Annotated in this window: 25 protein-coding genes and 2 pseudogenes; 15 read left to right on the top strand and 12 right to left on the bottom strand. The window is 65.9% G+C overall.

Annotation, left to right across the window (positions count from 1 at the left end):
* Nucleotides 1-121: 121 nt before the first annotated feature.
* The 3 genes from AB4Y36_RS17290 to AB4Y36_RS17300 form a co-directional block, all read right to left on the bottom strand.
* Nucleotides 122-883, bottom strand: coding sequence for a slipin family protein (locus AB4Y36_RS17290; protein WP_069262378.1), 762 nt, complete (start codon nucleotides 881-883; stop codon nucleotides 122-124).
* Nucleotides 880-2,424, bottom strand: coding sequence for a nodulation protein NfeD (locus AB4Y36_RS17295; protein WP_368683662.1), 1,545 nt, complete (start codon nucleotides 2,422-2,424; stop codon nucleotides 880-882). The genes AB4Y36_RS17290 and AB4Y36_RS17295 overlap by 4 nt, the downstream gene beginning before the upstream one ends.
* A gap of 666 nt (nucleotides 2,425-3,090) precedes the next feature.
* Nucleotides 3,091-3,216: a hypothetical protein gene (locus AB4Y36_RS17300; protein WP_256094506.1), complete on the bottom strand. Its 126-nt coding sequence runs from the start codon at nucleotides 3,214-3,216 to the stop codon at nucleotides 3,091-3,093.
* 192 nt (nucleotides 3,217-3,408) lie between these two features.
* Here AB4Y36_RS17300 and AB4Y36_RS17305 point away from each other — a divergent pair.
* A pseudogene (locus AB4Y36_RS17305) lies at nucleotides 3,409-3,789 on the top strand (DUF4148 domain-containing protein); the annotation flags it as partial.
* Nucleotides 3,680-4,714 carry a 2-hydroxyacid dehydrogenase gene (locus tag AB4Y36_RS17310; protein WP_342948332.1) on the top strand — a complete coding sequence of 345 codons (1,035 nt, stop codon included), beginning with the start codon at nucleotides 3,680-3,682 and terminating at the stop codon, nucleotides 4,712-4,714. The pseudogene AB4Y36_RS17305 and the gene AB4Y36_RS17310, both read left to right, overlap by 110 nt.
* Nucleotides 4,715-4,798: 84 nt before the next feature.
* On the opposite strand, the gene AB4Y36_RS17315 is transcribed toward AB4Y36_RS17310, so the two are convergent.
* Entirely contained in the window at nucleotides 4,799-5,221 is a 423-nt protein-coding gene (locus tag AB4Y36_RS17315) for an organic hydroperoxide resistance protein (RefSeq protein WP_069262376.1), read from the bottom strand.
* Nucleotides 5,222-5,261: 40 nt separating this feature from the next.
* The gene (locus tag AB4Y36_RS17320) at nucleotides 5,262-5,510 is read right to left on the bottom strand and encodes a DUF4148 domain-containing protein (protein WP_069262375.1); all 249 of its coding nucleotides are present in this window, start codon (nucleotides 5,508-5,510) and stop codon (nucleotides 5,262-5,264) included.
* 412 nt (nucleotides 5,511-5,922) lie between these two features.
* Between AB4Y36_RS17320 and AB4Y36_RS17325 the strand changes: the two genes are divergently transcribed.
* The 3 genes and pseudogenes from AB4Y36_RS17325 to AB4Y36_RS17335 all read left to right on the top strand — a co-directional run bounded on the left by AB4Y36_RS17325 (nucleotide 5,923) and on the right by AB4Y36_RS17335 (nucleotide 7,663).
* Nucleotides 5,923-6,966, top strand: a complete 1,044-nt coding sequence (locus tag AB4Y36_RS17325; RefSeq protein WP_368683663.1) for an alpha/beta fold hydrolase — start codon at nucleotides 5,923-5,925, stop codon at nucleotides 6,964-6,966.
* Nucleotides 6,967-7,076: 110 nt separating this feature from the next.
* Nucleotides 7,077-7,151 (top strand): annotated as a pseudogene (locus tag AB4Y36_RS17330) (cytochrome C oxidase subunit III); the annotation flags it as partial.
* A gap of 143 nt (nucleotides 7,152-7,294) precedes the next feature.
* On the top strand, nucleotides 7,295-7,663 hold the full coding sequence (locus AB4Y36_RS17335; RefSeq protein WP_368683664.1) for a GFA family protein: 369 nt from the start codon (nucleotides 7,295-7,297) through the stop codon (nucleotides 7,661-7,663).
* Nucleotides 7,664-7,668: 5 nt separating this feature from the next.
* On the opposite strand, the gene AB4Y36_RS17340 is transcribed toward AB4Y36_RS17335, so the two are convergent.
* A complete protein-coding gene (locus AB4Y36_RS17340; RefSeq protein ID WP_368683665.1) occupies nucleotides 7,669-8,112 on the bottom strand; it encodes a GFA family protein in 444 nt (147 codons plus the stop codon).
* Between the two features lie 103 nt (nucleotides 8,113-8,215).
* Entirely contained in the window at nucleotides 8,216-8,779 is a 564-nt protein-coding gene (locus AB4Y36_RS17345; protein ID WP_368683666.1) for a thioredoxin family protein, read from the bottom strand.
* 316 nt (nucleotides 8,780-9,095) lie between these two features.
* On the opposite strand from AB4Y36_RS17345, the gene AB4Y36_RS17350 reads away from it, so the two are divergent.
* The 5 genes from AB4Y36_RS17350 to AB4Y36_RS17370 all read left to right on the top strand — a co-directional run bounded on the left by AB4Y36_RS17350 (nucleotide 9,096) and on the right by AB4Y36_RS17370 (nucleotide 15,184).
* Nucleotides 9,096-10,931 carry a redoxin family protein gene (locus AB4Y36_RS17350; protein ID WP_368683667.1) on the top strand — a complete coding sequence of 612 codons (1,836 nt, stop codon included), beginning with the start codon at nucleotides 9,096-9,098 and terminating at the stop codon, nucleotides 10,929-10,931.
* Nucleotides 10,932-11,194: 263 nt separating this feature from the next.
* Complete coding sequence (locus AB4Y36_RS17355) at nucleotides 11,195-11,560, top strand: DUF4148 domain-containing protein (protein WP_368604718.1); 366 nt, start codon at nucleotides 11,195-11,197, stop codon at nucleotides 11,558-11,560.
* A gap of 51 nt (nucleotides 11,561-11,611) precedes the next feature.
* The gene (locus AB4Y36_RS17360) at nucleotides 11,612-12,400 is read left to right on the top strand and encodes an alpha/beta fold hydrolase (RefSeq protein ID WP_368683668.1); all 789 of its coding nucleotides are present in this window, start codon (nucleotides 11,612-11,614) and stop codon (nucleotides 12,398-12,400) included.
* A 149-nt stretch (nucleotides 12,401-12,549) separates the two neighbouring features.
* Nucleotides 12,550-13,740: an MFS transporter gene (locus AB4Y36_RS17365; RefSeq protein ID WP_368683669.1), complete on the top strand. Its 1,191-nt coding sequence runs from the start codon at nucleotides 12,550-12,552 to the stop codon at nucleotides 13,738-13,740.
* Between the two features lie 43 nt (nucleotides 13,741-13,783).
* A complete protein-coding gene (locus AB4Y36_RS17370) occupies nucleotides 13,784-15,184 on the top strand; it encodes an amidase family protein (protein WP_368683670.1) in 1,401 nt (466 codons plus the stop codon).
* 12 nt (nucleotides 15,185-15,196) lie between these two features.
* On the opposite strand, the gene AB4Y36_RS17375 is transcribed toward AB4Y36_RS17370, so the two are convergent.
* Nucleotides 15,197-15,643 (bottom strand): winged helix-turn-helix transcriptional regulator, encoded by a 447-nt coding sequence (locus AB4Y36_RS17375; protein WP_368617580.1) that lies wholly within the window; start codon nucleotides 15,641-15,643, stop codon nucleotides 15,197-15,199.
* A gap of 118 nt (nucleotides 15,644-15,761) precedes the next feature.
* Here AB4Y36_RS17375 and AB4Y36_RS17380 point away from each other — a divergent pair, with 118 nt between their 5' ends.
* Together AB4Y36_RS17380 and AB4Y36_RS17385 are read left to right on the top strand one after the other, a co-directional pair.
* Nucleotides 15,762-17,060, top strand: coding sequence for an MFS transporter (locus AB4Y36_RS17380; RefSeq protein WP_368683671.1), 1,299 nt, complete (start codon nucleotides 15,762-15,764; stop codon nucleotides 17,058-17,060).
* Nucleotides 17,053-18,408 (top strand): aspartate aminotransferase family protein, encoded by a 1,356-nt coding sequence (locus tag AB4Y36_RS17385; protein WP_368683672.1) that lies wholly within the window; start codon nucleotides 17,053-17,055, stop codon nucleotides 18,406-18,408. The genes AB4Y36_RS17380 and AB4Y36_RS17385 overlap by 8 nt, the downstream gene beginning before the upstream one ends.
* Nucleotides 18,409-18,456: 48 nt before the next feature.
* Here the strand turns inward: AB4Y36_RS17385 and AB4Y36_RS17390 are convergent, their stop codons facing one another.
* Both AB4Y36_RS17390 and AB4Y36_RS17395 read right to left on the bottom strand, forming a co-directional pair.
* The gene (locus AB4Y36_RS17390) at nucleotides 18,457-18,843 is read right to left on the bottom strand and encodes an MAPEG family protein (RefSeq protein ID WP_368683673.1); all 387 of its coding nucleotides are present in this window, start codon (nucleotides 18,841-18,843) and stop codon (nucleotides 18,457-18,459) included.
* Between the two features lie 44 nt (nucleotides 18,844-18,887).
* Entirely contained in the window at nucleotides 18,888-20,171 is a 1,284-nt protein-coding gene (locus AB4Y36_RS17395; protein WP_069262360.1) for a sensor domain-containing diguanylate cyclase, read from the bottom strand.
* A gap of 161 nt (nucleotides 20,172-20,332) precedes the next feature.
* Between AB4Y36_RS17395 and AB4Y36_RS17400 the strand changes: the two genes are divergently transcribed.
* From AB4Y36_RS17400 to AB4Y36_RS17410, 3 genes are all read left to right on the top strand, one after another.
* On the top strand, nucleotides 20,333-20,539 hold the full coding sequence (locus AB4Y36_RS17400; RefSeq protein WP_368683674.1) for a hypothetical protein: 207 nt from the start codon (nucleotides 20,333-20,335) through the stop codon (nucleotides 20,537-20,539).
* Nucleotides 20,540-20,743: 204 nt separating this feature from the next.
* Nucleotides 20,744-20,971 (top strand): hypothetical protein, encoded by a 228-nt coding sequence (locus AB4Y36_RS17405; protein ID WP_256094505.1) that lies wholly within the window; start codon nucleotides 20,744-20,746, stop codon nucleotides 20,969-20,971.
* 290 nt (nucleotides 20,972-21,261) lie between these two features.
* Complete coding sequence (locus tag AB4Y36_RS17410; protein ID WP_069262357.1) at nucleotides 21,262-21,696, top strand: phosphate-starvation-inducible protein PsiE; 435 nt, start codon at nucleotides 21,262-21,264, stop codon at nucleotides 21,694-21,696.
* Nucleotides 21,697-21,727: 31 nt separating this feature from the next.
* Here the strand turns inward: AB4Y36_RS17410 and AB4Y36_RS17415 are convergent, their stop codons facing one another.
* Nucleotides 21,728-22,543: an IclR family transcriptional regulator gene (locus AB4Y36_RS17415; RefSeq protein WP_069262446.1), complete on the bottom strand. Its 816-nt coding sequence runs from the start codon at nucleotides 22,541-22,543 to the stop codon at nucleotides 21,728-21,730.
* 54 nt (nucleotides 22,544-22,597) lie between these two features.
* Complete coding sequence (locus AB4Y36_RS17420) at nucleotides 22,598-23,326, bottom strand: SDR family NAD(P)-dependent oxidoreductase (protein ID WP_069262356.1); 729 nt, start codon at nucleotides 23,324-23,326, stop codon at nucleotides 22,598-22,600.
* Nucleotides 23,327-23,328 lie beyond the last annotated feature (2 nt).

Genomic DNA, 23,328 nt, shown 5'->3' on the forward strand with positions numbered 1-23,328 from the left:
GTGTCCGAAGCACTTTCGCGAATGAAGGCTGGCCACGCTCAGTGCGAAAAGCAACGCGCCTCGATCCGCAGCCGCGCGGAAGCCTGCTCGGGCGCAAGCGGCTCGAAACCGAGGGGCCGGATCACTTGCCCAAGCGCTCGATCAGCGCGTTGAGCAGTTCGATCGGCAGCGGGAAGACGATGGTGGAGTTCTTGTCGGCGGCGATGGTGGTGAGCGTCTGCAGATAGCGCAGTTGCATGGCCTGCGGCTGCTTCGCGAGGCATTGCGCGGCTTGCAGCAATTTTTCGGACGCCTGCAGTTCGCCTTCCGCGTGAATCACCTTGGCGCGGCGCTCGCGTTCGGCTTCGGCCTGGCGGGCAATTGCGCGGATCATCGTTTCGTTCAGGTCCACGTGCTTGATCTCGACGTTCGACACCTTGATGCCCCATGCGTCCGTTTGCGCGTCGAGCACTTTCTGGATGTCGGCGTTCAGTTGCTCGCGCTCGGCGAGCAGGGCGTCGAGTTCGTGTTTGCCGAGCACGGCGCGCAGCGTGGTTTGCGCGAGCTGGCTCGTCGCGTCGATGTAGCGCGCGACCTGAATCACGGCCTTTTCCGGGTCTACCACGCGAAAATAGACCACGGCGTTGACCTTCACCGAAACGTTGTCGCGCGTGATGACGTCCTGCGAAGGCACGTCGAACACGACAGTGCGCAGGTCGATGCGCACCGCCACCTGCACCACGGGAATGATGAGCACGAGGCCCGGCCCCTTGACCTTCCAGAAGCGCCCGAGCATGAACACGACGCCGCGTTCGTACTCCTTGAAGATGCGGATGGACGACAAGGCGATCAGCACCAGCAGCGCGATCAGAAGACCTGTGAAGCCGAACGTGAAGCCGATCATGAATGTTCTCCCTTCTCGTTTGCCTTGTCGTGTGCCGCGCCGTGCAGCGGGGTCACGGTGAGCGTGAGACCGCTGCGCGAGCTCACTTGCACGCGGCTGCCGGCGGCGAGCGGCGTGGCGCATGCCACGCGCCAACGCTCGCCGTGCACGCGCGCCCAGCCCGTCGACAAAGCTGCGTGGCCGGGCCGCGGGTCGGGGTGCAGGCCCTCGTCGATTACTTCGCCCGTGGCGCCTACCATCGCCTCAGCGCCGGTCACCACGGGCCGGCGCCGCGCGCGCAGCGCCACGCTCGAGACGGTGGCGACGAACGCCGCGCCGCCTAGCGCGAGGCCCGCGATGAGCGGGATGGGGATGCCGTAGCCGGGCGCGCCGGTGTCCATCAGCATGAGCGCGCCGATGGCGAACGCCACGATGCCGCCGAAGCCCAACACGCCAAAGGTCGGCAGAAATGCCTCCGCGATGAGGCATGCGAGCCCGAGCAGCACGAGCCCGAGGCCCGCGTAGTTCACGGGCAGCAGCTGCATGGCGAAGAGGCCCACCAGCAGGCAGGTCGCGCCCGCCACGCCGGGCAGCACGAAGCCTGGGTTGGCGAACTCGAAGAAGAGTCCGTAAATGCCGATGGTCAGCAGAATCAGCGCGACGTTCGGGTCGGCGACGATCGAGAGGAAGCGGTTGCGCCAGTCGGGCGCGACGACTTCGAGCGGCGCGTGCGCGGTGGCGACGCGCAGCGTTCCCGCCGTGGTTGTGACGGTGCGGCCGTCGAGCTGGCGCGCGAGATCGGCGGGGTCCAGCGCGATCAGATCGATCACGTGCTGGTCGCGTGCTTCTTCATCCGAGAGGCTCACGGCCTCGCGCACGGCGCGCTCGCCCCACGCGGCGTTGCGCCCGCGCAGTTGTGCAAGGCCGCGAATGTAGGCGGCGGAGTCGTGCATGACCTTGCGGGCTTCCGTCGATTCGTTGTCGTCGGCGTGCGGGGCCGAGGCGCCGGAGGCGGTCTCGGGAGCGCCTGGCGGGCCGCCTGGAAAACCACCGCCACCGCCACCGCCGCCGCCCACGCCGAGCTGCACCGGCGATGCCGCGCCGAGGTTCGTCCCCGGCGCCATGGCTGCGAAGTGGCTTGCGTAGACGATATAGGTGCCCGCGCTCGCGGCGCGCGCGCCGCCGGGAGCGACGAAGGTCGCAACGGGCACCGGCGAGGCGAGAATCGCCTTGATGATCTGGCGCATCGACGTGTCGAGGCCGCCGGGCGTATCCAGTTCGAGGATCGCAAGCGGCGCGCGCTCGCGCGCGGCTCGCTCCAGCGAGCGGACGATGAAATCGGCGCTGGCGGGCCCGATCGCGCCGTTCACCGTCATGACGACGACGGGGGGGCTCGGTGCCGCGAACGCAGCCGGCACGGCTAGCGCGGCCGCCACAGCGGCCCACGCGACCAGCAAGGCGACGAACACAACGGCGCGAGCAAGCCGCGCGGTGAGCGGATGGTGCGGGTGAGCGTGCGGCGCGTCGTGCACCGCGGCATGCGAGGGGCGATGATCGCGCATCGGAAGTCCGGAAGGTGGCGCACGTTCCGGCTCACAGATGGGGCAAGAGCCGATACCTCAAGATTAGGCGCTTTCCGCCCAAAGCGCGAACCGGCCCGAATGGCGGGAAAACGCGCCGAATGTTGTGCCGCACACGGATTGCACGGCTCCGAAAGCAATGGAGGAATCGGGATTTGGCGCGCCGGGCTGCGGCGCGCACATCTTGTGGCCGGCAAGTCGTTGCTATTGCAACTAAACGGCAAGAGGGCTGCGGAAGCGCACGGACCCATACGGCGACGAGCCCTATGGTCGCAGCTTCGCTGCGGCGAGCTTCGAGGACGAACGGGATGTGGCCGCGTACCGCTCGAACGCGGTCGCGCATTTCATGCTTGTGCGCTACCAGGATTCGGTGCGGTGGCCATGGTGAAAGCTACGCGCTCACCCCCGGCGGGGTCTGGACGACCGGCCGGTCACGCGGGAACTGCGTGGCCTTGCGCAAGCCTATGACCGCACACGCGCATTTCTGGCTGCGCCGGGATCACGGCCCGATGCGGCGCGCACGGAGGCCTCCCGAATCGAGGCACGGCTGGGCGCCGCATAAAACCCGACCGCTCGATGCGGCCGCGTGTTACTTCTTCTCGTCCCTCGTTTGTACGGGCAGGGACGCTTGCTGCAGTCAGGCGCGGATTAGTACCAGCGGCGCTGAGCTTCTGCGAGCAGTTCGCAGTATTCGAGGTGACGGTTCAGCGCTTCGGCGCCAAGACGACGCAGTGCAGCCAGAACTTGAGTCAGTTTTTCGACGATTGCACCCATGATTTCCTCTTTGCTAGGGTTAGTGCCTAAGGGATAACCCTTATTATAGAGATTTCAGGGCAGAATGCAAGGCGCGAGGAGCTAAGTGTGCGGTGCAGCAACACTTTTGATTCGCCCCTTATTGTCGTGTTAGCCGGCCCCGCCCACGCGATACCATGAAGCTCGCACACCCGCTCGCTCGGCGCCGGCGCACTTGCTGCCCTCGTTGCCGTTCCTGCGCTCTCGTTCGCCCAGTCGAGCCAACCGGTGACCCGTGCCGAAGTGAAGGCCGAACTCGTGCAACTCCAGAAGGCCGGCTACAACCGCGCCAGCGACAACACGCGATCCCCCGCGAACCTGCTGTTACCATGTGCTTGCGTGGCTACGCGGCTCACGCGAACGCTTTCACGTTCGAGTTCAAGGCGCATCCATGCGCATCAAGGCGCACTTCGCGCCCACACCCCGAAGCTCGCACGAGGTCAACATGCCGGGAACCCAGATCCCCACTTCCGCTCGTCCGCGCATGATCCTGTTCAGCGCGCGCCAGTACGACGTCGATACGTTCGCCGAGGCGAACAGCGCTTTCGAATATGAATTGCACTACCAGGAATCGCATCTCGACGCCGATACCGCCGTGATTGCCGATGGCTACGAGGTGGTGTGCCCGTTCGTCAACGATACGGTCGACGCCGCCACGCTCGAGCGCCTCCACAAGGGCGGCACGCGCCTCGTGGCGCTACGCTCGGCAGGCTTCAATCACGTCGATCTGCCAGCGGCGCAGCGTCTTGGCATCACCGTCGCGAGAGTGCCCGCCTATTCGCCGCATGCGGTGGCCGAGCATGCCGTCGGGCTGATCCTCGCGCTCAACCGCAAGCTGCCGCGAGCCGTGTCGCGCACGCGCGAAGGCGACTTCTCGCTTGCCGGGCTGCTCGGTTTCGATCTGCATGGCAAGACGGCCGGCGTGATCGGCACGGGCATCATCGGCCGGTGTTTCGCGCGCATCATGGCAGGCTTCGGCATGCAGGTTCTCGCCCATGATCCCGGCCCGCCGGCCGCAGACTTGCTGGCGTTCGGCGCGCGTTACGTGCCGCTCGATACGTTGCTAGCGCAGTCCGACGTAGTGAGTCTGCATTGCCCGCTCGTGCCCGCAACCCGGCATCTGATCGACCGGCACGCGCTCGCGAAGATGAAGCGCGGCGCCATGCTCATCAATACCGGCCGCGGCGGCCTGGTGGAAAGCACCGCGCTCGTCGATGCGCTCAAGAGCGGCCAGTTGGGGCATCTCGGCCTCGACGTGTACGAGGAAGAGGGCGGCCTGTTCTTCGAGGACCACTCGGATGCGCCGCTGCAGGACGACGTGCTCGCGCGTCTCCTGATGTTTCCGAACGTGATCGTCACATCGCACCAGGCGTTCTTCACGCGCGAGGCGATGAACGAGATCGCGCAAACGACGCTGCGCAACGTGGAGGCCTGGCGCAGCGGTTCGCCGGTCAATCTCGTGGACGCGCCGCACGGCTAGCGCGCAGCGCGCACGGCAACGCATAAAAAGCGAAGCGGGGCGCGCGCAAGCCGCCCCGCTTTTTTGCTTTCTTCTGCTCCGCGATCACGCCTCGACGACGCTGAGCGTGACGTCGATGTTGCCGCGCGTGGCCTTCGAGTACGGGCAGATCTGGTGTGCCGTTTCGACGATGCGCTGTGCCGTCTCGCGATCGACGCCCGGCAGGGTCACGTTCAGACGGCCGCGCAGCTTGAACGCGTCGTCCGCGTTGATGAGGTCGATCTCGGCGTCGACCGCCACGTCGCGCGGCAGCGTCGTGCCGAGTTTCGTGGCGGCGCGACCCATGGCGCCGATGAAGCACGCCGACCAGCCCGCCGCGAACATCTGCTCCGGGTTCGTGCCAGGTGCGCTCGATCCGGGCGGCGAGAGCTTCACGTCCAGACGCCCGTCTTCGCTGCGGGCCGCGCCATCGCGGCCGCCGGTGGTGTGGGTCTTGCCGGTGTACAGCACTTTTTCTGCCTGACTCATGGTATTTATCTCCTGGGGTTAGCGTCGTCGGGACAATGAATTAGCTGCCGCGGTACAGTTGCTGGATCGCGGCGAGCTGGCCGTCGTGCTGCGCCTGAACCAGTTCCTGGCGAACCTGTGCACGCGTGATCTTTGCGTTGGCCGCATTGCTGGCGGGCATCCATGCCGGACTTTGCTGTACCGAGGGTTGCGCGGCGACCGACTGGGCGGGCATGGCGGCGAAGGCCGGAGCGGCGGTGAGGACTGCGGCGCTGGCGGCGAAGGCGAGGGCGAGCTTCGAGACGTTCATGACTTTCTCCTGGGAAGGGTTCGGAAATCCGTCCGGTCAACAGCAAGTTCCGGCGTTGATGCATTACAACCACCGGACGTATCTGCCGTGTTTCATGAACGCCGCGTTTTGCAAGGGTATGTGTCTGTGGCCGGCGCTTATACATTGCGATACAAACGCGCCGCTCGTGCAATCCCGCTCACGCCGAATCGATCCTGGCACGCCGACGCTTTTTTGATTCGTTTTGTGTACGCGCTCGCAACAGACACATTGGGATACATGGCGCTTTTGCTGCCCGGTTATAAATTCACCGGGGCGTTTTGCCTGCCGCCGCGAGCGTGATCGACCGGTTCGAACGATCTGCTGCCGCCGGCTCATCAACGAGGCCAAGCCGTTCGGGCGCGGCCTGCATGCACAACAAGGAGAAATGGTCATGTCAGATCCCGTCAACGTCCGGCGCCGTCGCCTTCTCGGCACGTCGCTTGCCGGCCTCACGCTCGCGGACTTCGCATTCGGCGGTCTCGCGCACGCACAGTCGGCTGGCGGCACGGAAGGCAACTCGCGCACGGGCAACGGCGTCTCGTTCGGCCCGATCAAGCAGGTCAACGCAGGCTTGCTCAATGTGGGCTACGCCGAAGCGGGTCCGAAGAACGGTCCGGTTGTGATTTTGCTGCACGGTTGGCCGTACGACATTCATAGCTATGTCGAGGTCGCACCGATGCTGGCCGCGTCGGGCTATCGCGTGCTCGTGCCGTATCTGCGCGGCTACGGCAGCACGCGCATTGTCTCCGACGACACGCCGCGCAACGGCCAGCAGGCCGTCACCGCCGTCGATCTCGTCGCGTTCATGGACGCCCTGAAGATCGATCAGGCCGTGCTGGGCGGCTACGACTGGGGCGCGCGCACGGCGAACATCGTCGCGGCGCTGTGGCCCGAGCGCGTGAAGGGGATGGTCTCCGTGAGCGGCTACCTGATCGGCAGCCAGGAGGCGAACCGCAAGCCGCTGCCGCCGCAAGCCGAGCTGCAGTGGTGGTACCAGTTCTACTTCTCGACCGAGCGCGGCGTGCAGGGCTATGCCGCGAATCGCGATGCGTTCAACAAGCTGATCTGGCAACTCGCCTCGCCGAAGTGGAACTTCGATGACGCGACCTACGAGCGCAGCGCAGCGTCCTTCCAGAATCCGGACCACGTGGCCATCGTGATCTCCAACTACCGCTGGCGCCTCGGGCTCGTACAGGGCGAGGCGAAGTACGACAGCCTCGAGCAGCGTCTTGCCGCCGCGCCGGCCATCACCGTGCCGACCATCACGCTCGAAGGCGACGCCAACGGCGCGCCGCATCCCGCGCCGGCCGCCTACGCGAAGAAGTTCACGGGCAAGTATCTGCACCGCAATCTCGATGGCGGCATTGGCCACAATCTCCCCCAGGAAGCGCCCAAGGAGTTCGCGCAGGCCATCCTGCAAGTCACGCATCTGTGACGGAGGCCGCGATGCAAGCACGTTTTCTCAAGCATCGCGCGCCCGTCGTGCTCGCACTGCGCGCGGCTCTCGCGCAGGTTCCCGCTGCGTGGGCCCAGTAAGGTACGCAAGCGCCGGGGCAGGCCGCATCGCCGATCTACGGCTTGACGATTGCGCCCGGCTACCGCAAGTGGGAAATGATCGCGACTACTTGTTTACTCGATTTGCACCTTGACAGGGTGCAGGGGCTCCTGATTCAGGATCGGTGACATAATTCCGCAGTTGTCTTCACACTGATCGGGAGAGCCCCATGCAGCGGACGTACCGTGGAAGTTGCCATTGCCAGTCGGTGAAGTTCGAAGCCCTAATCGATTTCAGCAAGGGCACGGGAAAATGCAACTGCAGTTTCTGCGGAAGGCTCCGCCTCTGGCTCGTCCAGGTTCGCCCGCAAGACTTCGTTCTGCTTTCGGGCGAAAGCGATCTCACGCATTACGAAGGGAAGAACCCGGTAGCCCACCATCCGTTCTGCAAACACTGCGGCGTGCATGTATTCGACCGCGTCGATATGCCGAATGGAACGGGTTACCCTTACATCAACGTGAATATCATGTGCATCGACGACTTCGACCTGAACGAAGCCCTCGATGCACCGATCTCCTATGCCAACGGTCTCGCGAATGATTGGGGCAATCCGCCTCCGCAAACGCGGCACCTTTGAGTGTCTCAGGGCGCTCGTCCCGCATGTTGAGCAATGCCGGGCTCGCGGGCGTCCAGCTGATGCCGCTCAGACGTGAACTGAACGAATTCGGCGCGAAACCGTGAAGGGTCATCGAGCGATCCGGCGTAGATCGTCACGATATCCGGCGCATGCTGTGGTGTGCCAAAGAGCAGGCTGCCGCAATGCGCACAGGAATTTCGTGTCGTTGGCATGCCGCTGCCGCCCGTTATTGTGTAAGAGCGGATTTCGCCTTCGAACGAGAATTCGGCCGCACTCACCACGACTACCGGCAACCCGGCCGATCCGGAAGCGCGCTGGCAATCGCGGCAGTGACAAACGAGCTGCGCGAACGCTGCGCCGCGAGCCTCGTATTGCACCGCGCCACACAGGCAGCGGCCTTTCCAGTCTGTCGACATCGGTCTTCTCCGTTTTTGCGGGTACGCGCGCATGTTACGCGTATAGTCGGTCTCTTCGCGCGCTGCTGCCGGATCTACGCGGGCAAACGCGTGATCGCCGCCGCCCCGCCAGCCGGAGCGGCGCCGCGCCAGCCGATCATCCCTGCTTGCCCTGAATGCCCAGCAGATCGCGAACTTTCTGCTCGGTCTGCGCGTAGTCGCCCTCGCCGAAGTGGGTATAAACGAGCTTGCCGTTCTGGTCGATGAGGTAGACCGCCGGCCAGTACTGATTGCCATAGGCGTTCCACGTCGCGTAACCGTTGTCCTGCGCGACAGGGTACGTAATGCCGTATTGCTTGATCGCCTTCTGCAGGTTGCCGGTATCGCGCTCGAACGAATATTCGGGCGTATGCACGCCGACCACCAGGAGACCCTTGTCGCGATAGCGCGCGTCCAGCTCCTTGATGTGCGGGATAGTGTGCGCGCAGTTGATGCAGTCGAAGGTCCAGAAGTCGACGAGCACGACCTTGCCGTGCAGTTGCTTGAGGTCGAGCGGCGGGCTGTTGAGCCAGTTGCTGATGCCGGTGAAGTCGGGCGCCTGCGCGCCGGTCTGCAGCGCGGCCGAGCCGCCCGACGGCGCTTCGCCCGAAGCGTACGCGGCGAGCCCGGCGGTGGCAGCGAGGCCGATGGCAACAGCGGCTATCTTGAGACGAGAGATCATGAGAGTTCTCCTTGTGTGGACGACGAGCGTATTGGACCGCTCCCACGTATCTGGCTCGTGTCCCGCTTGCGGCACTGTTGAAACGTAGTGTGTCGCCGGCGGGGCGCGATACGTAGGGATACAAATCGTCCACTGCGCGGCCACAGCTTCGCGGGCCGCTGTACGCCGTGCGCGTGTTTGTATCCCCATGTATCCAGCCGCCTGCGCGATACATGACGATGCACGACGCCCGCGTTCCGGACATTCCCCGGATACATGCCCGCGCTGAAATACGGCACATGGCAAGTCCGCCGACTTTCGTCTGGAGACCGAACTCATGTTACTCATCGTCATCGCATTCGTGGGCGGTGCGTTCACCGTCCTGAGCCCCTGCATCCTGCCGGTCGTGCCGTTCGTGTTCGCACGTTCCGAAGAACCTTTCCTCACTGGCCGGCTGCCCATGCTGCTTGGCCTCGCGCTCACGTTCGCGCTGCTCACGGGGCTCGGCGCCGCCGGCCTGAACGGCGCGGCGCAGCTGAGCGAGTACGGCCGCTGGATCGCGCTCGGGCTCTTCGCGCTGTTTGGCGCGGCGCTGCTCTTTCCCGCGCTCGCCACGCGCCTTTCCGGCCCGCTCACGGTGCTCGCCGACAGCTTCATGGCGCGCTCGCAGGACGACGGCGCGTCGCGCCGCATCGGTTCCGCCGTGCTGCTCGGCGCCGCGACTGGCCTGCTGTGGGCGCCGTGCGCGGGGCCGATCCTCGGTCTCATCATCACCGGCGCGGCTCGCCACGGCGTGACCTGGCAGACGTGGGCCGCGCTCGCGGCCTATGCCGTGGGCGCCGCCAGTTCGCTCGCGGTGGTGGCGGGCCTCGGCCATCGCGCGATGGCTGCGCTCAAGCGCTCGCTCGGCGTGGGCGAGCATGTGCGGCGCGCGATGGGTGCGCTCGTGCTCCTCACGGTCGGTGCGATCGCGCTGGGCGTGGATACGCGCCTGCTTGCGCTGGTGCCGGGCGCGCCGACCAATGGCGTGGAAGCGCGCCTCGTCGACCTGCTTGCGAGCCCCGCTGCGGCACGGCAGACGCCGAGCGCGGAGCCAGCGCGTCATGAGGAGCGGGTAGCCCAGGCAACTCGTCCAGCGGTACGAGACGAACCAGCGGCCCACATCGTGCGCGTGTCGCTGCCGGCCCCGGCGCCCGCGGTCGATCTTCCGGTGGAAGGCCGCCTGCCGGCGCTCGACGGCGCGAACGCGTGGCTCAACTCCGCGCCGCTCACGCCCGAAGCGCTGCGCGGCAAGGTCGTGCTGGTCAACTTCTGGACCTACTCGTGCATCAACTGCCTGCGAACCCTGCCGTATCTGAAGACGTGGGCCGATCGCTACCGTAACGACGGCCTCGTCGTGATCGGTGTGCACACGCCGGAATTCGGTTTCGAGCACGACACGGGCAACGTCAAGCGCGCGCTGGCCAATCTCGACATCCGCTATCCCGTCGCCGTGGACAGCGACTACCGCATCTGGAACGCCTTCGGCAACCAGTACTGGCCGGCGTTCTATCTCGTCGATGCTCAGGGGCGCGTGCGCTATCACCACTTCGGCGAAGGCGACTACGCGCAGGCCGAGCAGGCGATCCAGCAACTGCTGGCCGACAACGGCCGCGCCGCCCCCGCCGCCACGCCGACAGCACCACAGTCAAGCGGCGCGCTGGCTCCCGCGGATCAACGCGACATCGGCTCGGGCGAAACGTATGTGGGGTATCGCGAGGCGCAGGGCAATGCGAACGCGCAGCGCGTGCAGGCCGATACGGCCGCCGCGTACACGTTGCCGGGGCAGCTCGGCTTGAGCCAGTGGGCGTTCGGCGGGCAGTGGAACGTGGGCGCCGAGTCCGCCGTGGCGGGCGCGCCGCAGGCGAGCATTGCCTATCGCTTCCATGCGCGCGACCTGCATCTGGTGCTCGCGCCCACTGCCGACGGCAAGCCCGTGCGCTTTCGCATCAGCATCGACGGCGCGCCTCCGGGAGCCGCGCATGGCGCCGACGTCGCAGCGGACGGCACCGGCGTCGCCACCAGCGCGCGCCTCTATCAGCTCGTGCGGCAGTCCGGCCGCATTGGAGATCACACCTTCGAGATCCGCTTTCTCGACCCGGGCGCGCACGTCTACAGCTTCACGTTCGGCTGATAAGCGCCACGCCACGCCGCCGTGCCCTCGCGGGCCGGCGGCGTTTGCTTTATGGCTGTGCCGCATCGCGGAGGGCTTTTTGTAGAGCAATGTATCTGCGGGCAATTCGGACACGTTCATATGCAAACCGCGCCCCAAATGGAAACACGGCAGATACATCGGGGCGTTCAAATACACCTACGCCAGCTCGATAAACCCCTCGCGCTGAACTGAACCCGGTTTGAACCCGATCGCTGTCTACCCCTTCCTCTTTGGAGAACCTCATGAAAGCCCTCAAGCTCCTCGCCCTCGCCGCTCTTGCCGCCGCCCCGGTTCTTTCGTTCGCTCAGTCGAACGAGCCCGTCACCCGTGCGCAGGTGCGCGCCGAACTCGTGCAGCTGCAGAAAGCCGGCTACAACCCGGCCGCCGACGAAACCCAATACCCGCGCAACATCCAGGCCGCGCTGGCGCGCGTGGAAGCCACGCAGGTCGCGCAGCAAGCCGCTTCGTCATCGTATGGCGGTGTGACGGCCGGCTCGTCCGATGCGTCCGCTCCGCGCAAGCCGCATCACGCCATGAACGGCACGAACGCCGCGCGCGCTGCGCAGGACGATATCCCCGGCCTCGGCCCGATCTACGCGCATTCGTAATCCGCCTTTCCCGACCCACCGAACGACCCGATAAGAGAAGAGAGAAAAACGATGGCTTCGATCAAGCAGATTTTTACGTCCGTGGCCTTCCTCGGCGGCCTCTTCGCGCTGCAAGCGGCGCATGCCGCGCCGCCGCAGGACCTGAAAGGCACCAACGTCGTGCTGGTGCACGGCGCGTTCGCCGACGGCTCCAGCTGGAACCGCGTGATTCCGCTCCTCGAAGCGCGCGGCCTGCACGTCGTCGCCGTGCAGAACCCGCTCAGCTCGCTCGCCGACGACACGGCCGCAACGAAGCGCGTGATCGAGCAGCAGAAGGGCCCGGTGGTGCTGGTCGGCCACTCGTGGGCAGGCGTCGTGATCAGCGAAGCCGGCAACGACGAGAAGGTGAAGTCGCTCGTGTACGTGGCGGCCTTCGCGCCCGACAACGGCCAGTCGATCGCCGATATCACCCAGGGCCAGCCGGACGCGCCCTGGGCGAGCGAACTGCGCAAGGACTCGGCGGGCTACCTGACGCTTTCGGACAAGGCGATCCGCGAGGACTTCGCGCCCGACCTGCCGCCCGCGCAGCAACGCATCGTGGCGGCGACCCAGGGCCCGTGGTTCAGCGGCGCCCTCTCGCAGAAGGTCACGCAGGCCGCGTGGCACGACAAGCCTTCGTACTTCGTCGTGACGGCGCGCGACCGCATGATCGCCCCCGCGCTGCAGGAATCGATGGCGAAGCACATCGGCGCGAAGGTGACACAAGTGAACGGCAGCCACGTCTCGATGCTGAGCCAGCCGAAGGCCGTGGCCGACGCGATCATCGACGCGGCGGAACACGCGCAGCAGGACGTCAAGTAACCGGCCCGTCCCGGCCGTGCGGTGGAAGCGCTTCGACTCGCGCGACCGCTCGCCCGCCGCCGACATCGCACCCGAGGAGCACCTGAATGCAACGCTGGGTACAGGGACTGATAATCTGCACACTTCCGTCATCGTCCGGAAGGCCCGCCGTGCGCCCATTCAGTGCCCTCATCATGCTCGTCGGCGTCCTGCTCGCATCGGCAGGCTATGGCGCGACGTTCCTGTTCTCCATGCACGTGCGCGCCATCGGCGGGAACGACATCAACACCGGCGTGGCGCTCGCGGGCGCGGCGCTCGGCACCTTCGTGGGCGTCTCGCTCACGGGCTGGGTCGCCCAGCATGTGGGCGCGGCGCGCATGGCCGCGCTCGCGGCGCTCTGCGTGGGCGCGGGCGTGGTGAGTTTCGCGCTCGTCGAGCAGGTGAGCAGCTTCGACGTCGTGCCCGGCTTCCTCGTGGGCTTCGGCTGGGGCGCGTTCTGCCTCGCCGCGCCCATGGCGCTCGCCGAGCGCACGAACGACGCCGAGCGCGGCCTGTGGTTCCTGCGCTTCGCCACGATGCAGATGACGGGCATCGGCGCCAGTCCGGCGCTGGCGGGCTTTGCGATCCGCTTCTGGCGCATGCCGCTTGGCGGCGTGCTCTATGCGATCGGCGGCCTGTGCGTGCTGGCGGCCGTCCTGCTCGAGCTGTTCGGCCGGCTCGCGCCGCACGTGCGCTCCACTACCGCGACGCAAGAACCGGCCTCGCCGGACCCGTGGCTCCTGAAGATGGGCGTGATCGCCCGCACGCGCGCGGTGTATCCCATCGTCATCATCGCGCTGGGCGGCTGCGTGTTCTCGGGCCTCATGACGTTCCAGATGTCGCTCGTGCAAGGCACCGAGGCGAAGGCGACGACTTTCTTCAGCGTCTACACGGTGACGGTCATCGCCACGCGCTGGCTGCTCTCGCGCGTGGTCATCAAGATGCGCTCCGAAACCGCGACGAAAGTGCTGCTCGTCATGATGGTGATGGGCAGCGCGGCGATGTTCGTCGTGCCGTTTCACGTGCTGTTTCAATCGGCGGCCGCGGTGCTGCTGGGCACCGGGTACGGGCTCGCTTACCCGATCGTCCAGCTTCAGGCCGTCAACGACTCCGTCGCCGCGCACCGCCGCGCCGCGCTCACGTGGTTCGTCGCGGCGTACTTCGTCGGCGCGTTCGGGTTTCCGACCGTCGGCGGCTGGGTGCTGGTGCACGGCGGCCGCGCGGCGCTGCTCGCGCTCATCGCGGCATGCGGACTCGCGGCGCTCGCGCTGGCGGTTCTGCGCGACCGGCAGCGTGTCGAGACGTTATCGGCCAGCGCCTGAACAGGTCTGGCCACTCCCGATTTGCTAACGAACCGGAGGGATCGTGACTGAACTATGGCGTTTAACTGCAACTGAGCTCGCCAAGCGGGTTCGCGCGCGCGAGGTGTCGGCACGCGAGGCCGCGAAGGCCGCGCTCGATCGTCTCGAAGCCGTCAATCCGCTCATCAACGCGGTGATCGACTACCGGCCCGAGTGGGTCGTCGACCAGGCCGACAGAATCGACGCGGCGATAGCGCGCGGCGAAGACCCGGGGCCGCTCGCGGGGGTGCCCGTCACTACGAAGATCAACATCGACCAGGCGGGCTTCGCGACGACCAACGGCACGCGTCTGCAAAAGGATCTGATCGCGCAGGTCAACAGCCCCGCCGTCGAAAACCTCGTGCGTGCGGGTGCGGTGCTGCTCGGCCGCACCAATTCGCCGACCTTCGCCCTGCGCTGGTTCACGAGCAACCAGGTCCACGGGCATACGAAGAACCCGCGCAACGCATCGCTCACGCCGGGCGGCTCGAGCGGCGGTGCGGCGGCGGCGGTCACGGCCGGCATCGGGCATATCGCGCTCGGCACCGACATTGGCGGCTCGGTGCGCTACCCGGCCTATGCGTGCGGCGTGCATGGCCTGCGGCCCAGCATCGGGCGGGTGCCGGCGTTCAACGCGTCGTCGCCGGAGCGGCCGTTCGGCGCGCAGATGATGTCGGGCGCGGGCCCGATGGCGCGTACGGTCGAGGACCTGCGCGTGGCGCTCGCGGCGCTTGCCGCGCCCGACCTGCGCGACCCGTGGTGGACGCCGGCGCCGCTCATCGGGCCCGACGTGCCGCGGCGCGCGGCACTCTGCCTGCGCCCGGGCGGCATGAGCATCACGAAGGAGGTGGAGGATGCTTTGCTCGACGCCGGCCGCCGACTCGCCGACGCGGGCTGGACAGTCGAGCGGATCGACGACGTGCCGCTCCTGCGTGACGCCGGCGAAGTGCAGGAACGCCTGTGGCTCGGCGACGGCTTCCCGGCGCTCGCCGACGCCGTGGCGAGTGACGGCGACCCGGGCGCGCAGGCGGTGGTGGACGGCGTGCGCGCCAAGGTCGCGGCGATGCCCGAGAACGTGGTGGTCCCGTCGCTGGTGCGCCGCACGACGCTCACGCGCGCATGGCGCATGTTCCTTGCGGAATATCCCGTGCTGCTGCTGCCGGTTTCGGGCGAACTGCCGTTCCCCGATAACCTTGACATGCAGGGCTCGGCGGGATTCCAGCGGGTGTGGGACGCCCAGCTGACCATGCGCGCATTGCCCGCGATGGGCTTGCCGGGGCTCGTCGTTTCGACGGGCATGGTGAAGGACGTGCCGGTTGGCGTGCAGATCGTCGCCGGGCACTTCCGCGAAGACCTGTGTCTGCTGGCGGGCCAGGCCATCGAGGAACGCGGCGCGCCGCCTTCGCCCATCGACCCGGCCATGTAAGCCGGGCGGGCGTTATGCGGGCTTCTTGACCACGGTGTCGTGAGGGGTGAGCGCCTGCCCTTCGCGGGTCTGCGGAAACATCGACAGCAACGGCTTGCCCGTTGCTTTGTCGATCAACCACGAATGCCGTTCGCCGCGCTCGAACAAATGGCGCTCGCCCCACTGCTGAAGCGCCACGATAACGGGGAAGAGGCTTTCCCCTTTCTTCGTTAGCACGTACTCCTGATAGGTCGTGCCGTCGGAGGCAGGCCGAGTTTCGAGAATGCCGGCCTCGACGAGATGGCTCAAACGGCCTGACAGGATATTGCGCGCCACGCCCAGATTGCGCTGAATGTCACCGAAGCGGTGAATGCCGTCGAAGACATCGCGCAGGATCATCAGCGACCACCGGTCGCCGATCACGTCGACCGAGCGCGCGACGGGGCAGGTTTCCTTCTGCATGGATTTGCGGCTTGCCATGGCGATTCTCTCTCTTGCTGGAACGTATTGACGTAATGCGTACGCCTCACGTAGTTGCATTTTAAAACCAGTCGACATACCATTCAATCAGTTTTGTTTTGAAACTGGATTGAAGATCATGGACGCGGATTCCGTTGCGCTTGCAACGCCGGCCCGCGGCGCTCCCGTGCAGCCGCGCGCGCCGTTGTCGCGCGGCCTCGTACTGCTGTTCGCCGTAGCCAGCGGTTTGAGCGTCGCCAATGTCTACTATGCGCAGCCCTTGCTGGACGCCCTGGCGCGCGATTTCGGCATCACGCGCGCCGCGGTTGGCGGCGTGGTCACGGCGACGCAGGCCGGTTGCGCGCTGGCGCTGCTGCTACTCGTGCCGTTGGGCGACAGGGTAGAGCGTAGCCGCCTGATGATCGTGCAATTGCTGGCGCTGGCGGGCGCGTTGGGCGTGGTCGGTCTCGCGCGATCCGTAACGGTGCTGCTGGCCGGCATGCTCGGTGTGGGTATGCTCGGCACGGCCATGACGCAGGGTTTGATCGCCTATGCGGCGGCCGCCGCCGCGCCCGACGAGCGCGGGCGCGTGGTGGGCGCAGCGGGCAGTGGCGTGTTCATCGGCCTGCTGCTGGCTCGCGTGTTCTCCGGCGGCGTGAGCGATCTTGCCGGTTGGCGCGGCGTGTATGGCTGTTCCGCCGCCGTCATGCTCGCCGTGGCCGTGCCGCTGTGGCGCCGGCTTCCGAAACTGGCACGCGGTGAGCCAGGCACGATGAGCTATGTACAACTGATCATCTCGATGTTCGCGTTGCTGCGCTCGGATCGCGTGCTGCAGACGCGCGGCGTGCTCGCGCTGCTGATGTTCGCGACCCTCAATATCTTCTGGAGCGCGTTGGTGCTGCCGTTGAGTGCGCCGCCCTACAATTTTTCTCATACGGCGATCGGGGCCTTCGGCATAGCCGGGGCGGCGGGCGCGCTGGCCGCTGCGCGCGCGGGCCACTGGGCCGACCGGGGTTGGGGCCAGCGCACCAGCGCTGCCGCGCTGGCGCTGCTGTTGCTGGCCTGGTGGCCGCTCTCGATGCTGGGACACTCGCTATGGATGCTGCTGGTCGGCATCGTGCTGCTCGATCTCGGCGGTCAGGCGCTGCACGTGACCAATCAAAGCCTGATTTTCCGCAGCAGCGCGCAACTTCATAGCCGGCTCGTGAGTCTTTACATGCTGTTCTATGCGGTTGGCAGCGGGCTGGGCGCGATCGGCACGACGGCGACGTATGCCGCGGCGGGCTGGCATGGTGTGTGTACGCTGGGCGCGGCCGTGAGTTTGCTGGCGCTCGTGTTCTGGGCCGTCACGGTGCGCCGCATGCCGCGCGTCCCCGTGCGCCTGTACGTCGAATTGAAGCCTGAATGGAAACTCGAACCGGGAGACATGGATGGATGAACTGAAACTGCTGGCGGATGCCGACGCACGCGGCCTGCGCTATCTCGAAGGCAACGCCACACGGCGTGTTTTCCCCTCGAACGCAGCCATCGCGGCGCTCAGTGCGTTCGACGAGCCGCTGCCCGCGAGCGGATTACCCGCCGAAGACACGCTGTCGCTGCTCGACCGCGTAGGCTCGCCGGCGACCACGGCTTCGAACGGCCCGCGCTATTTCGGCTTCGTGATCGGCGCGGCGCTGCCTGCAGCGGCCGCGGTCGAGCGGCTCATGCTGGCGTGGGATCAGTGCGCCTCCACGTTCGACAACTCGCCGGTCGCAGCCACGGTGGAACGCATCGCGGGGCGCTGGGTGCTCGAAGCGCTCGACCTGCCACGCGAAAGCGCCGTGGGCTTCGGCACCAGCGCGACAGCGTGCACGCTCGGTGCGCTCGCTACCGCCCGGCGCGCGCTGCTCGCACGGCAAGGCTGGGACTTCGACCGCCAGGGGCTGATGGGCGCGCCCGAAATCAAGGTCGTGGTCTCGGAACTCGCTCACATTACAGTAAAGAAGGCGTTGCGCATCCTGGGCTTCGGGCTGGAGCGCATCGTCTACGCGGCCGTCGATGCTCACGGCGGCGTGGATGCGGCGCGACTCCCGCCGCTCGACGACCGCACGATCCTGTGCCTGCAGGCCGGCGAGGTGAATACCGGCGAATTCGACCCGTTTGCGCCGATCATCGCGCGTGCGCGGGAGGCCGGCGCGTGGGTGCATGTCGATGGCGCGTTCGGCCTGTGGGCGCGGACCTCGTCACTGGCGGCGCTGACCGAGGGTATCGAAGGGGCCGATAGCTGGACGACCGATGCGCACAAGTGGCTGAACACGCCGTACGACTGCGCCATGGTCATTTGCCGCGATGCAACGGCGCTCGCCGAGGCGATGAACAGCGACGCGGCCTATTTGTCTGCGAGCGCCGACGCGCAGAAGAACCTCACACTGGAGTTCTCGCGCCGCGCGCGCGGCATTCCCGTGTGGGCGGCGCTACGCACGCTCGGTCGCGAAGGTGTCGCGGCCATGGTCGAGCGCCATCACGCGCAGGCGCAGCGCATCGGCGCCGAACTCGAACGCCTGGGCTACGAGGTGCTCAACCGGGTCGTGCTGAACCAGGTGCTGTTCCGCGGCGCAACGGATGCCCAGACGCTGGCGCTGCGCAGCGCCGTGCAGGCTTCGGGCGAAACGTGGTTCGGCGGCACGATCTGGCAAGGGCGGCCTGCGTTGCGGATCAGCGTGTCGTCGTGGCGCACGCGGGATGAAGACATCGAGGCGCTCGTGCAGTTGCTGGCATCGCTGCGCGGCGATTCGCGTGCGCCGTAGCGAACACCGGCGACAACGTTGCGCGCACAGCGAAAGCCCATTCTCGAGTCAACGTAGCAACGCGAGACTCAGCGCGATACCGGCCGCGTAAGTGCCGAGCGCGCCGATAAATCGGGCGGGATTGGGTTTTGCCATCGAGGGAAACGCGACCAGCCCGACGACGAGCAAGCACCGGCAGACGGTCGCGGCCACGATCAGCGCGAGCGTTGCCGGCGAGGGCGAGTGTGTGCCCAGATAGAGAAACAGCGCGGCCAGGAAGGGCGCATATTCGGCCGTGTTCGCATGCGCGCGCACGAACTTGTGCAGCAGGCTGGCCGGGTCCGGCGCGCATCCCGAGAGCGTGCCTTCGCGAAAGCGAAGCATGGAAATGGACAGGCCGAGGCCAAACAGCAAAAGACCCAGCACGGCCACGCAGGCCAGCGCAATTCTGTCCATGACGGCCTCCCTGGCGAAAGAACGCGATGCGATTGTGGCGCGCGCTAGCCGACTTCCACGCGGTTGCGTCCGCTGTCTTTGGCCCGATAGAGCGCCACGTCCGCGCGTTTGACGATCGCACCGAAGTCATCCTCGCCCGGCAGGCGCTCCGTTACGCCGATGCTCACCGTAAACGGAACGGGCTTGCCCAGCCGCCATTGATGCTCGAAGTCCTGCTGCTCGATGGTCTGGCGCAATTCCTCGGCCACGGCCGTTGCCTGCTCGATATTGAACTCAGGCAGCGCGGCGACGAACTCTTCGCCGCCCCAGCGCGCAAACACGCCAATGCGCCTGTCGCTGTTCATCACGACTTTGGCCAGCACGCGCAGCACTTCGTCGCCGATGTCGTGCCCGTAGCTGTCGTTGATCTTCTTGAAGTAATCGATATCGAGAATAAAGACGGAAAGCGTTTTGTCGGCTTCGAGAAGCTGTTCAACGGTATCGGCAAATTCTCGGCGGTTCGGCAGGCCGGTCAGCTCGTCGGTGACGGCCTGCTTCTGAAGCAGATCCATCAAGCGAACGCGGTCGGCGATATCGCGAATCACGGCGGTGAATTCGATCAGCCCGCCCACGTTGATTTTCGAAATCGCAATTTCGACGGGCAACAGCGACCCATCCCGATGCAGCCCATACACGCGGTTGCGCTCGTCCATCTGCCGCGAGCGCACGGGCGAGCGCGCAAACAGGTGGACGTATTGCGAATGATTGGCGCGGTAGCGCTCGGGCAGAAGGTCCGTGATCGGTTGGCCGAGCATTTCTTCGGCAGAGTACCCGAACAGGTTTTCCGCGGCACGATTGAATAGCGTGATGCAATGCTGCTGGTCGATCGTGATGATGGCGTCGTAGGCTGCATCGACGACCGAACGAAAGCGCGACGTGCTGACTTCCAGTTCGTGCGTCAGCAACATCTTCGTGGTGATTTCAAGGCCTGTGACCATGATTTCGAGTACGGAGACACCGCTTTCGGCGTGGCGTATCGGCTTCAACGACAGGCGCCACCAGTGCGTTCCGTCCCTCAGGTCATAGGCTTGCTCGAGTTCCCGGGCGACGCCGGATTCGAAGCACTGGGTCAGCTTTTTGCGGAATTCGGTTCGGGCGTAGTTGGGAATGAGCGAATCGAACGGCGCCGGGAACGACTTGATCGCGCTGCGCCTGCCGCCCGTCATGCGCATGAAATGATCGTTGCAGGCCGAAACCACGAACTGGCCCCGCTCATCGCGGCCGATCATGGCCACGCTCGCAGCGATTTCGTCGACGAAATCGCGCATCATGTTCGACCAGTCGGCCATCGAGCCTCCTTTGCCCGGTTGCCCAATACACTGACGATATAGTAGTCCGCATTGCGCGGCGCGACAGCGTAATGTGTCCCACGGACGTTTTCGAACATGCGGGTTCACGCGCGTTCGGGCAGACCCCAGCGCGGAATCGGGGTAATTCGAAAACGCAAAGAATGCCAACGCCGAAGTCAGAACGGGAGGTAAATGCCGCGCTTTTTTACGGCATTTTTTCTTGTGAGAAGAAGCAGGGCTTCATCGGGCCTGTACGAAGCGGTGGAAGTGCGCACGAAGCGCCACTCGAAATTGCCAACGCGTGCCCGCGACGCTGGCTCGTCGTGCTGCATCTCGAGTTGAATCCGCAGCTCGCACAAGGCATGTGAGATTTAGACACGACGCACCGCTATTTTTAACACTGCTTTTACGCGTTCGGGAATACGCTGAAGTTGTGTTCACAACCTGCGAATAGCAATTCAAATCTCATGGCTTGCGCAAATCCCATCCCCCGTTACGAGATCGTGGCGCCGGCTCCGCGCCCGCGTGCAAAGGTCGTTCCGTTGCGGGCCCCGCGTGCCTGGCTCGAAGTCATGCTGACCGCGAATACCGAAGAAGCCGCGCGGGCGCATCTCGCGGCGCTGCTGCATTCCCCGCTCGGCGTCTACGTCGCGCAAACTGCCTTCGCGCGCGGCGCCATGCGTGTGCTACTCGATATCGCGCCCGAAGACATCGACTTCACGATGCATACGCTGATAGGCAGCGTGCCGGAAGCCACGATCGGCGCGTTGCGTCTGCGTACCGGCAACAAGGGGGCCTGATATGTTCGAGGGAATCCGGTTGCCCATCGTGACGCCGTTGCGCGATGGCGAGTGGATGTCGAGGCGTTGTAACTCCTGACCGACAAATACGCGAGTGACGGCGTTGCCGGCATCGCCGCGCTCAGCACGACCGGCGAGGCGGCGCTCCTGAACGACGTGCAGCGCGTGACCGCCGCGCCTTCGCCCTGATTTCGCTTCGCGCCCGCGCCCACGCGGATTTTTTTTCGCGTTTTCGAACTTTCATCTTGTCGCGCTACTATCCCCCTACTGTGTCATGGGAAACCACGAAGATGAAGTACGAGAACGCTCTGCAACGAGCGATCAAGGAGCGCCTCGAGCGCGCTATGGAGCTGGCCGAACTGTTCGGTCTGTTGATCATCGGCATTGGCACCGTGGCCGCCATGGGCGCGCTGATCTGGCATATGGTGCATTCGGACGGCGTGACGCTGACCGACCTGCTGCTGATGTTTCTCTACCTCGAGATCTTCGCCATGGTCGGGCAGTATCTCAAGGCTGGACAGCTGCCCGTTCGCTTCCCGCTGTATATCGCCATGGTGTCGATCGCGCGGGACCTCATCCTGCGCGCGGGCGCGAACACCGAGCTGCATTTGCTGGCGTCTGCGGGCGCGATCGTGCTGATCGCGCTGGGCGTGCTGATCATCCGCTTCGGGCAGGCGAAATATCCCAGCAACACCGATGAACGGCGCGTGGAAGAGGCGAAGTAGGCCGGTCCTGCTGAAGTCGTGCCGTTTTGAGTTATCGCAAGCAAACCGGCCCGAGCCGTGCGGCAATGGTGCGGCACGCGGCGAGCAGGGGTTCGATGTAGCTCTGCTGCGCATCCGCCTGGCGGCGGAACATCGGCATGCTGACGCTCACGCAGCCCACTGCGTGACCATCGGCGCCGAGAATCGCCGCGCCGTAACACCAGATCGACTGTTCGTTTTCTTCGCGGTCTTCCGCGTAGCCGCGTTGCGCCGTGAGTTCGATCTCGTCGCGGATCGCGTCGAGGTCGGTCATCGTATGCTCGGTGAAACGCACGCGCGGCGCCTGTGCGAGCATTGGCTCGCGCTCGGGCGGCGTGAGCGTGGCGAGCCAGGCCTTGCCGACCGAACTCGACGTGAGCGCCACGCGCGTGCCGATACGCGAAGCCATGCGCACGGCGTGCGGACTTTCGAGCTTTTCGATGTACACCATCGCGCCGTCGCTGGGCACGGCGAGGTGCACTGTTTCCGAGGTCGTGTTGCGCAGTTCCATGAGCGCGTCGACGGCGGCGATGCGCAGGTCGGATCGCTCCCAGCTGCGGCTCGCGAGATTCACGAGACGCGGCCCGAGCGCGAACGTATTGCCGCCGCCCACCGCCGCGACGAGCCCTTCGGCCTGCAGCGCGGCGACGATGCGATGCACGGTCGGGCGCGGATAGCCGCTCGCGGCCACGAGCTTCGCGATGTTCGGCGGTGTGCTGGCATCAGCGATGAGCTGCAGCACGGCGATGAACTTCGAAAAGGCGGCCGTGCCGGCAACGCCCTTGGCGTCGCCGGATTGGGAGGAGGTGGGGGAATCAGTGGTCGACATCGGAAAGCTAGCGGGCGCCATGTGTGGCGCCATTATGCCCGCAATTCCTGCGGATCAGGCGCACAGATAGCCGCCGTCCACGGGCACGATCGCGCCCGTCATGAACGAAGCGGCGGGCGAGCAGAGAAACGCGGCCACGTTCGCGACTTCTTCGGGCTGCCCCCAACGCTTCATCGGCGTACGCTCGAGGATGCCCTGCGAGCGGCCGCCGTCGTCCTGCAGGGCCTGGGTGAGGGGCGTCGCGATCCAGCCGGGCGCGAGTGCATTGACACGGATATTGTCGGGCGCATAGGCAATGGCGAGTGAGCGCGTGAGCTGCGCCACGCCGCCCTTGCTGGCGCTATAGGCCGGCACGAGACCACCGCCGAAAAAGCTCAGCATCGAAGCCGTGTTCACGATGCAGCCGGAAGAAGCCCTGAGCAGCTCGCGCGCGCTCGAACACACACGCATGGTGCCGTTGAGATTGATATCGAGCACGCGCTCGAACGCCTCGATCTGGTGCTCTTCGCCGCGGCTGATCACACCCGCGCAGTTCACGACGATATCGAGCCGCTCGCAGCCATTAACCAGTCGCGTCACGTCTTCGCTCGAACGCACGTCGAGCGAGGCGCGTTGCACGCCGGCATCGAGTACGTCCGGCGTGCCGGCGGGAGGCGGCAGGCCGGCGGCCGTGGTGTGTGCGCCGAGTTGTGCGAGCCGGTTGGCAATGGCCGCGCCGATGCCGGAGTGGCCGCCCGTCACGAGCGCGACCTTGCCCGCGAGAAAATTGTCCTTGAATGTCATGA

Source organism: Paraburkholderia sp. BR10936 (assembly GCF_040965735.1).
Classification (GTDB): domain Bacteria; phylum Pseudomonadota; class Gammaproteobacteria; order Burkholderiales; family Burkholderiaceae; genus Paraburkholderia; species Paraburkholderia nodosa_A.